At 70.7% G+C, this 13,326-nt stretch carries 13 protein-coding genes and 1 pseudogene; 12 read left to right on the forward strand and 2 right to left on the reverse strand.

Annotated elements, in window-relative coordinates; all coding sequences use genetic code 11:
* Positions 1–121 precede the first annotated feature (121 nt).
* Genes AB5J51_RS34015 through AB5J51_RS34030 form a run of 4 tightly spaced genes read left to right on the forward strand, consistent with a single transcriptional unit; the run spans position 122 to position 3,622 of the window.
* Positions 122–1,198 (forward strand): alcohol dehydrogenase catalytic domain-containing protein, encoded by a 1,077-nt coding sequence (locus AB5J51_RS34015; protein ID WP_369779381.1) that lies wholly within the window; start codon positions 122–124, stop codon positions 1,196–1,198.
* 5 nt (positions 1,199–1,203) lie between these two features.
* A complete protein-coding gene (locus tag AB5J51_RS34020; RefSeq protein ID WP_369779382.1) occupies positions 1,204–1,887 on the forward strand; it encodes a helix-turn-helix domain-containing protein in 684 nt (227 codons plus the stop codon).
* Positions 1,884–2,357, forward strand: a complete 474-nt coding sequence (locus tag AB5J51_RS34025; RefSeq protein WP_369779383.1) for an HAD family hydrolase — start codon at positions 1,884–1,886, stop codon at positions 2,355–2,357. Before AB5J51_RS34020 ends, AB5J51_RS34025 begins: the two co-directional genes overlap by 4 nt.
* The gene (locus AB5J51_RS34030) at positions 2,354–3,622 is read left to right on the forward strand and encodes a glycosyl hydrolase family 65 protein (RefSeq protein WP_369779384.1); all 1,269 of its coding nucleotides are present in this window, start codon (positions 2,354–2,356) and stop codon (positions 3,620–3,622) included. The genes AB5J51_RS34025 and AB5J51_RS34030 overlap by 4 nt, the downstream gene beginning before the upstream one ends.
* A gap of 42 nt (positions 3,623–3,664) precedes the next feature.
* Here AB5J51_RS34030 and AB5J51_RS34035 read toward each other — a convergent pair whose 3' ends face one another.
* On the reverse strand, positions 3,665–4,936 hold the full coding sequence (locus AB5J51_RS34035) for an IS256 family transposase (protein ID WP_369776429.1): 1,272 nt from the start codon (positions 4,934–4,936) through the stop codon (positions 3,665–3,667).
* Positions 4,937–5,113: 177 nt separating this feature from the next.
* On the opposite strand from AB5J51_RS34035, the gene AB5J51_RS34040 reads away from it, so the two are divergent.
* The 7 genes and pseudogenes from AB5J51_RS34040 to AB5J51_RS34070 all read left to right on the forward strand — a co-directional run bounded on the left by AB5J51_RS34040 (position 5,114) and on the right by AB5J51_RS34070 (position 9,721).
* A complete protein-coding gene (locus AB5J51_RS34040) occupies positions 5,114–5,566 on the forward strand; it encodes a universal stress protein (RefSeq protein ID WP_053787135.1) in 453 nt (150 codons plus the stop codon).
* A gap of 32 nt (positions 5,567–5,598) precedes the next feature.
* Positions 5,599–5,874: pseudogene (locus tag AB5J51_RS34045) on the forward strand (DUF1801 domain-containing protein); the annotation flags it as partial.
* A gap of 326 nt (positions 5,875–6,200) precedes the next feature.
* On the forward strand, positions 6,201–6,614 hold the full coding sequence (locus AB5J51_RS34050; protein ID WP_369779385.1) for a hypothetical protein: 414 nt from the start codon (positions 6,201–6,203) through the stop codon (positions 6,612–6,614).
* On the forward strand, positions 6,598–7,872 hold the full coding sequence (locus AB5J51_RS34055) for a flavodoxin domain-containing protein (RefSeq protein WP_369779386.1): 1,275 nt from the start codon (positions 6,598–6,600) through the stop codon (positions 7,870–7,872). The genes AB5J51_RS34050 and AB5J51_RS34055 overlap by 17 nt, the downstream gene beginning before the upstream one ends.
* A 111-nt stretch (positions 7,873–7,983) precedes the next feature.
* Positions 7,984–8,511, forward strand: a complete 528-nt coding sequence (locus AB5J51_RS34060) for a hypothetical protein (protein ID WP_053787136.1) — start codon at positions 7,984–7,986, stop codon at positions 8,509–8,511.
* Complete coding sequence (locus AB5J51_RS34065) at positions 8,504–9,418, forward strand: cation-transporting P-type ATPase (RefSeq protein WP_369779387.1); 915 nt, start codon at positions 8,504–8,506, stop codon at positions 9,416–9,418. Before AB5J51_RS34060 ends, AB5J51_RS34065 begins: the two co-directional genes overlap by 8 nt.
* Before the next feature lie 18 nt (positions 9,419–9,436).
* Entirely contained in the window at positions 9,437–9,721 is a 285-nt protein-coding gene (locus tag AB5J51_RS34070) for a DUF1876 domain-containing protein (protein WP_136222150.1), read from the forward strand.
* A 126-nt stretch (positions 9,722–9,847) separates the two neighbouring features.
* Here the strand turns inward: AB5J51_RS34070 and AB5J51_RS34075 are convergent, their stop codons facing one another.
* Entirely contained in the window at positions 9,848–12,208 is a 2,361-nt protein-coding gene (locus AB5J51_RS34075; protein ID WP_369779388.1) for a phosphoketolase, read from the reverse strand.
* 237 nt (positions 12,209–12,445) lie between these two features.
* On the opposite strand from AB5J51_RS34075, the gene AB5J51_RS34080 reads away from it, so the two are divergent.
* The gene (locus AB5J51_RS34080) at positions 12,446–13,321 is read left to right on the forward strand and encodes a universal stress protein (protein WP_369779390.1); all 876 of its coding nucleotides are present in this window, start codon (positions 12,446–12,448) and stop codon (positions 13,319–13,321) included.
* The last annotated feature ends 5 nt before the right edge of the window (positions 13,322–13,326 follow it).

Consider the following 13,326-nt stretch of genomic DNA (forward strand, 5'->3'; position numbering starts at 1 on the left):
GTCTCCGCCGGGTACCGACCGGTCCCGGGTAGGGGCCGACCGGCCCAAGCGGGAGGGAGGGACGCAGGCACAGCCTGACGGTGACCCCCTCCCACACAGCGCACAGAGAGAAGGCCGCGCCATGAAGGCACTCGTCTTCCACGGGCCCGGACAGACCTCATGGCAGGACGCCCCGGACCCCTCCGTCAAGGACGCCGCCGACGCGATCGTCCGGGTCGATGCCGTCACCATCTGCGGCACCGACCTGCACATCATCAAGGGCGACGTCCCCGAAGTCACTCCCGGACGGATCCTGGGCCACGAGGCCGTCGGGACCGTCGTCGAAACCGGCGGCGACGTCCGCAGCGTCCGCCCCGGCGACCGCGTCCTGATCTCCTGCATCTCCGCCTGCGGCCGCTGCCGCTTCTGCCGCGAGGGCCACTACGGACAGTGCCGCGGAGGCGGCGGCTGGGTCCTGGGCCACACCATCGACGGCACCCAGGCCGAGTACGTACGCGTCCCCTTCGCCGACCTCTCCGTCCACCCGCTGCCCAGCGCCCTGGCCGGCCACGACGCCGTACTGCTCGCCGACATCTTCCCGACCTCCTACGAGGTCGGCGTGCTGAACGGCAACGTGCGCCCCGGCGACACCGTCGTCGTGGTCGGCGTCGGACCCATCGGCCTGGCCGCCATCGCCACAGCACAGCTCTACAGCCCCGGGCGGATCATCGCCGTCGACCTGGCCGCGTCCCGGCTCGCGGCCGCGCGCGAGCTCGGCGCCGATGCCACCGCCAGAGCGGACGAAGAGCCCGAGCGGCTGGTGGAGGACCTCACCGACGGGCTCGGCGCGGACGCGGTCATCGAGGCCGTCGGCGTGCCCGAGACCTTCGAGATGTGCACCCGCATGGTCCGTCCCGGCGGCCGCGTCGCCAACATCGGCGTCCACGGAAAGCCCGCCGTCCTCCACCTCGAAGACCTCTGGATCAAGGACGTCACCATCACAACCGGCCTCGTCGACACCCACTCCACCCCCATGCTGCTGCGCATGATGGCCGCCGGCCGCCTCCCCGGGGCCGAGATGGTCACCCATCGCTTCGAGCTGGACCAGATGGAAGAGGCGTACGACGTCTTCTCCCGCGCCGGCGAGACCGGCGCCCTCAAGGTGGTGCTCGGCGGACCGCAGCACGACACCGTCGCCGTACCGCCCGAGGAGCAGTGAGCGCCGTGAACACGCCGAGCACCCATTCCCAGCAGCCCGACGCGATGACCGGACGCACCGACCTGGGCCGCCGCCTGGCGGCCCGCCGCGAAGCCCTCGGCCTGAGCCGCGACGAACTGGGCCGGCGGTGCGGCGCCGACGGAACGTACATCACCTACCTGGAGGAGCACGCCGCCAGTCCTGCCATCGGCACCCTCGTCCGGGTGGCCGACGCCCTCGGCCTCACCGTCGACGACCTGACCGGCGCCAGCGCCCACCGCGTCGCCGGCCGGTCCACCGCCCGGCGCGACAGTGCGCTCGTACCCCTGGACGAGACCGAATGCCGGCGGCTGCTGAACACGCACGGCGTGGGCCGCATCGCCATCTTCACGCCCGAAGGCCCGGCCGTCCTCCCCGTCAACTACCTGGTCGCAGGGCCCGGCATTGCCTTCCGCACCTCCGCGGAAGCCGTCACAGCCAGAGCGGCCGGAACCGAGATCGCCTTCGAGATCGACAACATCGACGACGTGACCGCCACCGGTTGGAGCGTGCTGGCCGTGGGTGAACTGGCGGCCGTCACAGACCCGGACGAGACCCACCACCTCAACACCACAGCCCGCTCCCAGCCCTGGGCCGGCGGCCCGCGCAGCCACTGGATGAAGCTCACCCCGACTCGCATCACCGGCCGTCGCGTGGTGCACGACTCATGAACGACCTACGCGCGGTCGTCTTCGACACCGACGGAGTGCTCCTTGCCACGGCGGACCGCGACGCGGCCGCCTGGAAGGAGACCTCCGACTGCTGCCTTCCCGAGTGGCAGCCGTCGTACGCCGGTGCGCGACCGCGCCCGTTCGACGCCGTCCGCGAGTACCGGGACCTGGTCGACGGCCGCGCCCGGCTCGGCGGCGTACGCGCCTTCCTCGCCGCCCGACACAGCGACCTCCCGCCCGGGACGCCCGAGGATCTGCCCGGGTGCGCAACCGTCCACGCGGTCGCCGCCCGCAAGGAGGAGGCCTTCTCCGTGATGCTGCGGACCGACGGAGTCCGTACTTTCGACGATGTGCGGCCCGCGCTTCAGGAACGGCGGGAGAAGGCGGTCCGGTGCGCAGCCGTATCCGCCCTCTTTCTCGAAGCCCTTGGCGGGCTACTTGCCGCACTCGAGGACGGCTGCCGCCCGTGACCACCGCCTGGTGCTGGGAGTACCACCGCTACGGCCCCAAGACCGAGCGGCTGGTCGAAGCCCTGTGCACCTTGGGTAACGGCCGCTTCGCCACGCGTGGTTCAGCCCCCGAAAGCGTCGCCGACGACATCCACTACCCGGGCACCTACCTCGCCGGCTGCTACAACCGGCTCGCCTCCACCATCGGCGGACGAACGGTCTCCAACGAGGACATGGTCCGGCTGCCGGACTGGACCGCCCTGCGGTACCGCTGCCTGCCCGAGGGCGCACCGCCCGGCGACTGGCTCACACCCGACCACCCCGCTCTGCGCCACAGCCACGTGTCGCTGGACCTGCGCGCCGGAACGCTCACCCGCCGCATGCTCTTCCACGACGCGGAAGGCCGCCGCCTGGGCGTCACCCACACCCGCCTCGTCCACATGGGCGACCCGAACCTGGCTGCGCAGAACATGGTGTTCAGAGCATACGGCTGGAGAGGCCGGATCGAGATCGAGTCCGTGCTAGAGGGCGAGGTGACGAACGCGGGAGTCGACCGCTACCGCGCCCTGGCCGGGCGGCACCTAGTCGAGCACCGGGCCGGAGTGGAGGCGGAGGGCACTGCCTGGATCTCCCAGCCGCCCTGTGCACCTCGCTCGACCGTCCCCCGGCGGATCCGCTGCGGCGGAGCATCGACCGTGCCACGCACGCCCCGGACTTCCCCTCGCTGCTGGCCTCCCACCAGGTGTCCTGGCAACGCCTGTGGAGTGCTCGAACGGTTGTTCCTTCGGCTTGGGTGCCGTCTCGACGACGACCTCTGGCGCAGGACGGTGGACTACTACGTCCGGCGCACCTGCCACGGCTCCACGCTCAGCAGCCTCGTCCACGGCTGGGTCCTCGCCCGGGAACAGGGCCCGAACGCCTGGCGCTACTGCCAGGAAGCCCTGCTCAGTGACATCACGGACATCCAGGGCGGCACCACCGGTGAAGGGATCCACCTCGGTGCCATGGGCGGCACCCTCGACCTCGTCGAGCGCGGCATCGTCGGACTTGAGCCCCACGGCGACGGCCTGCACATCGACCCGGTGCCCCTCTCCGAAGTGCCCCGTTCCTCATTCTCGATCTCCTACCTGGGGCACCGGGACATCCGTATCCGGTTCCGGCCCGGACGGCTCGGCATCAGCGTCCCCTCGTCCACCCTGGGGCCGGTGCCCCTGGTCCTGCCCGGAGACCGGCGCGAACGCATTGCCGCAAGCCAGGAACGGTGGTTCCGCCTCCCCAAGGGCTGACACGGCAGGGCGTGTCAGCGATCTTGTGTAAGTCGGTTGGTGTCATTGGATGCTGAGCCGGTCCTCGAAGAAGAGTGAGAACTGGTTCAGCGCTTCCTTCCAGTGTGGGGCGACGTGGTTGGCATCGCGCGCTTTGGGGTTGATCTGCTCGCGGACTGCGAGGTAGAGGACCTTCAACGCTGCCTGTTCCGAGGGGAAATGGCCGCGGTTGCGGGTGGCTTTGCGGAGCCGCGAGTTGATCGATTCGACCATGTTCGTGGAGTAGACCACCGTCCTTATGGCCGGTGGGAACGCCAGGTAGGGAGTGAACTCCGGCCAGGCCGACCGCCAGGTCCGCACGATCGCCGGGTAGCGTTCGCCCAGGTCAGAGGCCTCGAACGCGTCAAGGGCCTGTTCGGCGGCCGTCTCGGTCGGCGCTGTGTAGATCGCTCTCAGAGCCGGCACCAGCTTCGGGTGGTCCCGCACGGACGACAGTCTGAGCGAGGCCCTGGTCAGGTGAATCACGCACGTCTGGACCGTGGCCTTGGGCCAGGTCGCGGTGACGGCGTCGGGCAGGCCCTTCAGACCATCGCAGACGACGATGCACACGTCCTCGATACCCCGGTTCCGCAGTTCCGACAGCACCGCCATCCACGTGGTCGCGCCTTCACCCTCGGCTCCAACCCACAAGCCGAGGACGTCTTTGCGGCCGTCCATGTCGACGCCGACGGCCAGGTAGACCGGCTTCGATGTCACCGAGCCAGAACGGATCTTCACCCACAATGCGTCGATGTAGATGATCGGCCAGACCGCGTCGAGGGGCCGGTTCTGCCAGGTCACGAGCTCGTCGATCACGGCGTCGGTGACCTTGCTGATCAGGTCTGGGCTGACCTCGACTCCGTAGATCTGGGCGAGGTGGGAGCGGATGTCGCGCACGCTCATCCCGCGCGCGTAGAGCGAGAGGATCCGGTCGTTGAATCCCGCCAGCCGGCGGGCGTTCTTCGGGACCAGACGCGGCTCGAACTCACCGTTGCGGTCTCTGGGCACCGCCAAAGTGACGGCGCCGGCATCGGTCAGGACCGTCTTGGGCGACGTCCCGTTCCGGGAGTTTCCAGAGCCGTGACCTGCGGAATCTCCGCGTTCGTAGCCGAGGTGTTCACTCATCTCGGCTTCCAGAGCCCGCTCCAGAACAGCCTTGGTGATCTCCGTCAGGAGCCCGCCCTCGCCGAGCAGGGCCGCTCCCGAGGAGTCAGCTTTGTCGAGCAGCCGCTCGACCACCTCGTCGACCGTCTTGTCGCCGGCCACGGACGCGGCCGCTTCGTCTTTGTCTGCCATGACTCGTCCGATCCGCCTGGCCCACAGGCCCGAGGCCGAGCCCCGGGCCAGGCTGTCACATCACGGACTTACACGATCTTTCAGACACGCTCACACGGCAGCCATCCCCTGCTCGTGTGGCGGGGCGATCGCGATGCGCACACTGTGGATGTATCAGCCGTCGGAAGGATGAACGGCATGGACAGGCAGCAAGAGGCTCCGCGGATCGTGGTGGGCGTCGACGGATCGCCCTCGTCCCAGGCCGCGCTGCGCTGGGCGGTCCGGTACGCAGAGCTGGTGAGCGGGCGAGTAGAGGCGGTCGCAGCGTGGGACCTGCCCGGTGCCGCGTCGTGGTCGGCCCCGGCGGTGGACACCACGTTCGACGAGGAGGAGGCCGAGCGTCGGCTGGTCGAGGAGGTCCGCACGGTTCTCGGTGAGGACGGTGCCTCCTCCGTGCACCAGCGGCTCGTACGCGGCAATCCGGTCGACGTCCTGGTCGAAGCGGCAGAGGGTGCGGACATGCTGGTCGTGGGCAGCCGTGGTCGCGGCGGCTTCAGCCGGACCCTGCTCGGTTCGGTGAGCCATCAGACGGCGCTCCACGCGCCGTGTCCGATCACCATCGTCCGGGCGGATGCACCCGTCGAACGTTGATGGGCGCCTTGAATCCGGCATGGCCTCGCGGCATGGTGCAGATGAAGGCGAGCAACGTCGACGACTACCTGGCTGAGGTTCCCGAGCAACGCAGGGTGGCGCTGGCCGAGGTGCGGCAGCTGTGCCGTGAAGAGCTGGTCGGCTTCGACGAGGTCATGGCCTACGGGATGCCCGCGTACGAGCGCGACGGCGCCTGTGAGATCGCGCTCGCCAGCCCGAGGCAGTACACCGCCTTCCACCTCAAGCGCAGTGACGTTCGCGAAGCGTTCGAGGAACCGCTGGCCGAGCAGGACATGGGCAAGGGCTGCAAGATCTGCTGACGCTTCCACGTCCTCCCGGTGGTCATCGGCGTCGTGGCGCGCGTACCCGGGCCGATCGGCCCCGCACCGCAGCGGCCTCCTCGGCCCCACGGGGACGGCCCCTCGGCACTGCGGTCCCCCCGCCCCACCGCGTGATCGTGGAACCGGGACGCCATTCAGGCGCCGCCTTCCGAAGAAGGTGATCACGATGCAGCGCATTCGGATCCAGACCCGGCCCAAGCAGCCTCACAAGCCCGCTCCGCCGGATCTGCGCACGCCGTCCGGTCGCCCCCTGCCGTACTGATCCCTGCCGACAGGCAGCCCCGGAGGACGTCATGGGACACATGCGACGCGTCGTACCGTTCACCGCGCTCGGCCGAGGCGACATCGGCAGCGCAGGCGGCAAGAACGCCTCCTTGGGTGAACTGACCGGACGGCTGACCGACGCCGGCTGGCGTGGGCCGCCCGACTTCGCCACGATCAAGCTTCCCGGCCGGCGCCGTGCTCGTCACCTCGGCACCGGGAACGCCACCGAGGCGCTGCGCGACGGCGCCGACGTCACCGTCTCGTGCACCGAGGGCAGCCGGGGCAAGGTGTACGCGGCCGCCTCCCGTACGAGGAGAGCGAGACGGACCTGTGCCCTGCCCGCCACCCGCACCCGGGTGATGCTCAACCTCGCCGGTCCGTCCGCCGCCTTCCGCCGGTGGCGGCCGCCCGCCGGAGTTCATCGTCGTGCACCAGGGCCTTGATGCCTCCGACCGCTGCGCCGTCGACCAGCTCACCGAGGGCTACCTCGACCGCGGCCGGTACTTCACCCACCGCCCCGCGTACGGCATCGCACGGATCGCCGCCTCCCGCCGGCCCGACCCCGTCGTCGTCCGCACCGGCGACTTCAAGACCAAGGAGTACGCCAACCTCCTCGGCGGCCGCCCCTTCGAACCGGTCGAGATGATCGGATGGCGGGGTGCCGGCCGCGACTACAGCGACGGCTACCGGGAAGGCTTCGTCCTCGAATGCCAGGCTCTGCGCCGGGTGCGCGAGGAGATGGGCCTGACCGGCGTCATCGTCATGATCCCGTTCTGCCGCACCCTCGAAGAGGCCGACAAGGTCATCGAGGTAATGGCGGCTGAAGGACTGCGGCGCGGCGAGAACGGCCCCAAGGTCTGCGTGATGGCCGAGATCCCCTCCAACATCCTCCTCGCCCAGGACTTCGACGAGAACGACCCGGCCGTCACCGACCTCATCCGGATCCCCCTCCCGCGGGTCCAGACCCTGGGACGTCCGGTGGGCCTGTGCGGACAGCGGCCCAGCGGCGAAACCCGGCCTACGTCGCGTCGCCGTCGCCCCGGACAGCTTCGCCGCCGCCGAGCAGCACATCGCCGCCGCCGAGGAACCGCCACGTTGAGGACCGAATGGTCCCCGCAGGGATCCGTCCGGCCCAAGCGGACCTGCCGTCGGCCGCGTGACAGTGGTGTCAGCCCCGCACCATGGAACCAAGGAGTACCCGCCATGAGCACCAAGCGCGTCCTGGTCGCCTACGGCACCAAGCACGGAGCCACCGCAGGCATTGCCGAACAGCTCGGCAAGACCCTCCGCGAGGACGGTCTCGACGCCGTCGTGCTGCCCGCCGACGAGGTCCACGACGTCCGCGCCTACGACGCCGTCGTCCTCGGCGGCTCCCTCTATGCCGGCCACTGGAGCAGCAAGGCCAAGCACTGCGCCGAACGCAATGCCGACTCCCTGCGGCACCGCCCGGTGTGGATGTTCAGCAGCGGCCCGCTCGACCGCTCCGCCGAGGAACACGACATCCCCCCGGTCTCCGCCGTCGCCCGGGAGATGCAGCTGGTCGGAGCGCGCGAGCACATGACCTTCGGCGGCAGCGTCACGGCCCACACCCCCGGCTTCCTCGCCAAGGCACTGACCCGTCAGGGCAAGGGTGGGGACTTCCGCAATCCCGAACGGATCCAGAACTGGGCCCACCACATCAGCGCCGAGCTCGCCGCCTGAAGGGACGGCCCGGCTCGGCACGCATCAGCACGGAGGCGTGCCATGCACCACCGGACGACAGGGACGGGGGCCAACCCGCTCAGGCGTGATGCCGACCGCACCCGGACCCGTATGCGTGCCGCCTTCGCGCTGACCTGCCTGCTGGCAGTCGTCGTAGGCTTCGCCCTCGGGCGTGCCGCCTGGACGGACGGCCACCGCGCTGCCGAGAACGTCGCGCGCCACCGGCACACCGTGACGGCCACCACGGTCAGCGAGACCACCTACCGAGCGGGAGACCAGCCGAGCAGTCGGCCGATCACCGTGGCGACCGCCACGTGGCATTACCCCTCGCAGCGTCCGCACACGGAAACCGTCCTCGTTCCGGCAGGAACCCGGAAGGGCGACACGGTCCGCCTGTGGGTCGACGGAAACGGCACTGCGGCCGCCGCGCCGCCCAGCCGGACCGACATCGTTCTGAACGCGGTGGCCATCGGCACTGGATCTCTGACAGGGATCGTCCTCGCCGGCGGCGCCCTCGTCGCCGTGCGCCTGCGTATCGTGGACGCGCGCAGCGCACGGGCCTGGGAGTCCGAGTGGGCGGGCGTCGAGCCCCTGTGGTCCGGCCGCCTGCGCCCCGGACAGGGAGCCGGCGATGACTGAGACGGCCGCGCCGGACCTCACGCCGGACACCGCGCCGGATCCCCTGGATCCCCTTCCCCTGCTCCGTCGCGAGCTGCACACCGGCCGCCGGGGGCTGTCGAGCCGGGAGGCGGAACGCAGGCTGGCCGTCTACGGCCCGGACGAGGTCCGCCGCTCCGCCCGCACGGGCACCCTGAGGGAACTGCTGCGGCAACTGGTCCACCCGCTGGCCCTGCTGCTGTGGGCCGCGGCCGCCCTCGCCTTCATCGCCGCCATCGCGGTGCTCGGCTGGGCGATCGTCGCGGTCATCCTCGTCAACGCCGGATTCGCACTCGTCCAGGAACGGCAGGCCGAGAAGGCCGTCGAAACCCTGGCCCGCTACCTTCCCGCGCAGGCCCAGGTGATCCGCGACGGACAGGCACAGCACGTGCCGGCCCGGGACCTGGTCCCCGGTGACCTCATCGCCCAAGGCGACCGGATACCCGCCGACGCCCGCCTGACCGAGGGAGGAGCAGAGGCTGACCTCTCCATGCTCACGGGCGAGTCCACCCCGGTCGAGCGCCTTGCCGGCCCGGGCCTCGACGGCCTTTCCCCGTTCCAGGAGCCCAACCTCGTCTTCAGCGGCACCACCGCCACCGAAGGCCAGGCGCAGGCGATCGTCTTCGCCACCGGCGACCACACCGAGCTCGGGCGGATCGCGGCCCTGAGCCGGCGCACCCGTCGTGAGCCGAGCCCACTGGAGCGGCAGGTCGCCTTCGAACTCGTCTTCACCGCGGCGCTCGTATACGCGCCGCCGCTCCAGAACCTCTTCGGCACCGCCGCCCTCCCGCTGGACGTCGTCCTCCTCATCTCGGCCTTCCCGCCGCTGGTCTGGGGAAGCGACGAGCTCCGGCGCTGGGCCCGACGCCGGCACCACCGTTACTCCTGATCCGACCGGAGGCACACCATGTTGCACACGAGCGAATGGAAGACCCACGTCTACCTCTTCGAGGACGAGCACACGACCAAGGTCCGCGTCGAACTCGACACCGGCACCACGCGTCTCACGGGCCACGGCACCGCCCGCTGCAACCCGACGGACAAGGACGTGCCCGAGATCGGCGACGAACTCGCGGCCGCCCGGGCCCTGGAGAACCTGGCGGAACAGCTCAAGCGCGCCGCCTACGGCGACATGGCAGCAGCGGGGGCCGCACCACAGAGCGCTCCCCTCACGGCCTACGACCTCGGATGAGCGGGCGGCTGTGCGGCAGCGGGCTCAGACTGGACCCATGGGTGACGGGCCGGCGATCGAGCTGACCGGACTGACCAAGAGTACGGGACCGCCAGGGCCTCCCCCCTGCCGCGGTCCGTGGTCGGCTCAGTACGGCCAGGACCAGTCCGCGACCTCCGGCAGGTCGGTGCCGTGCTCGCGGATCCAGCGGTGGTGGCGGATGCGCTGGTCGGCCATGGCCTGGCGCAGGCCCTCGGCGCGGCCGGCCAGGCCCGGGACGCGGTCGATGACGTCCATGACGAGCCGGTACCGGTCGAGGTCGTTGCGCACGACCATGTCGAAGGGGGTGGTCGTCGTGCCGGACTCCTTGTACCCGCGGACGTGCAGGTTCGGGTGGCCGGTGCGGCGGTAGGCAAGGCGGTGGATCAGCCACGGATAGCCGTGGTAGGCGAAGATCACCGGCTTGTCGGTGGTGAAGAGGGCGTTGTAGTCGGTGTCCGTCATTCCGTGCGGGTGTTCCTCGTGGGGCATCAGCCGAGCGATGTCCACGACGTTGACGACTCGGACGGCCAACGACGGGAGGTGCTCGCGCAGGAGGGCCGTGGCGGCGAGGACCTCCATGGTGGGTACGTCGCCGGCGCAGGCGAGCACGACGTCGGGTTCGCGGGAGCCGTGGTCGGTTCCCGCCCACTCCCAGATGCCGGCGCCCCGCGTGACATGGACGAGGGCCTCGTCGAGGGGCAGCCAGTCGAAGGAGGGCTGCTTCCCGGCGACGATCACATTGACCTGGTCGCGGCTGCGCAGGGCGTGATCGGCCACGGCGAGGAGCGTGTTGGCGTCCGGCGGCAGGTAGACCCGTACGACCTCGGGGCTCTTGTTGAGGACGTGGTCGACGAACCCGGGGTCCTGGTGGGAGAAGCCGTTGTTGTCCTGGCGCCAGACGTGCGAGGTGAGCAGGTAGTTGAGGGAGGCGATGGGTGCACGCCAGGGCAGGTCGCGCGAGGTCTTCAGCCACTTGATGTGCTGGCCGACCATGGAGTCGACGATGTGGGCGAAGGCCTCGTAGGTGGAGAAGAGCCCGTGGCGGCCGGTGAGGAGGTACCCCTCCAGCCAGCCCTGGCAGACGTGTTCGGACAGGATCTCCATGACGCGGCCGTCCCGGGAGAGGTTCCTGTCCGTGGCCTCCGTCAGCCCCTGCCAGGCTTTGCCGGTGGCGTCGTAGAGGTCGTCCAGCCGGTTGGAGGCGGTCTCGTCCGGACCGACGACCCTGAAGTCCCGCCGCTCGGCGGTGTCGCGCATGATCTGGCTGAGGAAGCGCCCGAGGACCCGCGTCGGTTCGTGGAGGCTGTTGCCCGGCTTGTCGACGGGGACGGCGTACGCACCGGGGGAGGGCAGCGGGAGAGGCCGCAGCAGCCGCCCGCCGTTCGCCCACGGGACGGCGCCCAGGCGGCGCTCACCCTGCGGGACGCACGCGAGCACCTGCTCGGACGGTTGCCCGCCGACGTCGAAGAGCTCCTCCGGCCGGTATGAGCGCAGCCAGGTCTCCAGCTGCTTCAAGTGCGCGGGATTCTCGCGCACTCCTGCGAGCGGCACCTGGTGGGCACGCCAGGTGCCCGCGACCGGGTCGCCGTCGACGGTGGCGGGGCCGGTCCAGCCCTTGGGGGTGCGCAGCACGATCATCGGCCAGCGCGCGTACTCCCGGCCCGGACCGGTGCCCGCCGTCCGGGCCTCGCGCTGGATGACCGCGATGCGGTCCAGGGCCTCGTCCATCGCGCGGGCCATGGCGTGGTGCACCTGGGCGGGGTCGCTGCCGGTCACGTACAGCGGGTCGTGGCCGTATCCGCGCAGCAGCGAGTCGAGCTCGGCCTGGGGGATACGGGACAGCACCGTCGGATTGGCGATCTTGTAGCCGTTCAGGTGGAGGATCGGCAGGACCGCGCCGTCGTGGACCGGGTCGAGGAACTTGTTCGAGTGCCAGGACGCCGCCAGTGGCCCCGTCTCGGCCTCGCCGTCCCCGATGACGCAGGCGACCAGCAGGCCGGGGTGGTCGAGGGCGGCTCCGTAGGCGTGGGCGAGGGAGTATCCGAGCTCGCCGCCTTCATGGATGGAGCCGGGCGTCTCGGGGGCCACGTGGCTCGGCACGCCGCCGGGGAAGGAGAACTGCCGGAACAGTTTGGCCATGCCGGCCGCGTCCCGCGTGATGTCCGGGTAGGTCTCGGTGTACGTGCCCTCCAGCCAGGAGTTGGCGAGGACGGCCGGACCGCCGTGGCCCGGACCCCAGACGCACAGGGCGTCCAGCGACCGGCCCTTGATCACCCGGTTGAGGTGGGTGTGGACGAGGTTCAGGCCGGGAGAGGTGCCCCAGTGGCCGAGCAGTCGCGGCTTGATGTGCTCGGGCCTCAGCGGCTCGGTGAGCAGGGGGTTGTCCATGAGGTAGATCTGGCCGACTGCCAGATAGTTGGCTGCGCGCCAGTGCGCGTCGAGCTCCGAAATGGGGTACGAGGTCATGCCCGCTCCTGAGTGCGACGGTCCGGGACGTTCGTCGACTGAGCCGATGCCTCCACACTGCCCTCCCCGAGTCGGCGCCGCGAGGGGAGGACCGGCCCTGGGGGAGGGACCGTTGGCCCCTGTGTGCCACGGCGCCCAGCCGGGAGAGTGAGGTCGGCGGTGCCGGTCCCCCCGGCCGGCGCCGCTCCCTGCCGACCGACCCCCCGATGCTGCGGCATCAGTACGGAGGACAGACTCGTGAAGCGCACCCTGGTTGTCGGAGTGGACGGATCCCCTCAGAGCCGGGCCGCGGCGGACTGGGCCGCACAGGAGGCCGTACGACGTGACCTGCCCCTGCACGTGGTCCATGCCTGGCTGTGGGCGCCGCTGGCCGCCCCGATCGTCCAGGACCGCGATACCGAAGCCCGCCGCGCCGACGACGTCCTGCAGGAGGTCGAGGGCGAGCTCACCCACCGGTACCCGGGATTGGACCTCACCGCGGAAGTGCTCTCCGATGCGCCCGTGCCGGCCCTGCTGCACGCCGCCAAAGATGCGAAGCTGCTGGTCATCGGCACTCGCGGGCACGGAGCGCTGGTCGGCTTCCTGCTGGGATCCTACGGTCAGCAGGTGATCGCCGCCGCGGAGTGCCCCGTCGTGTCCGTACGCTCCGCGCACGGCAAGCCGGTCGCCGTGCCGGAGGAGGGCGAGGTCGTCGTCGGGCAGCAGGGCGGCGTGCAGGAGTCCGCCGAGGTACTGCGCATCGCCTTCGAGGCAGCCGCGGCACGCAAGGTGCCGCTCCGTGCTGTCCGCGCTTGGAGCCTGCCTCCGGTCTACGGTTACAGCCCCGGGTCGATGTGGATCGCCGACCAGTCCGGTGGCCTGGAGCCGTACGAGAAGGCGGCGCTGGAGCAGGCACTGGAGCCGTGGCGGGTGAAGTACCCGGAGGTCGAAGTCGTCGCGCACGTCGAGCAGGGCAGTGGCGGCCACGTGTTGCTGGCCGCTGCGTCCGACGCGCAACTGCTCGTCGTCGGCCGGCGGGTCCGCGAGTCGGCGGTGGGGGCGCACATCGGGTCCGTGGCCCATGAGGTCCTGCACCACTCGGCATGCCCTGTGGCGGTGGTCCCGCACCCCTGAACCTT

Source organism: Streptomyces sp. R33 (assembly GCF_041200175.1).
Lineage (GTDB): Bacteria > Actinomycetota > Actinomycetes > Streptomycetales > Streptomycetaceae > Streptomyces > Streptomyces katrae_B.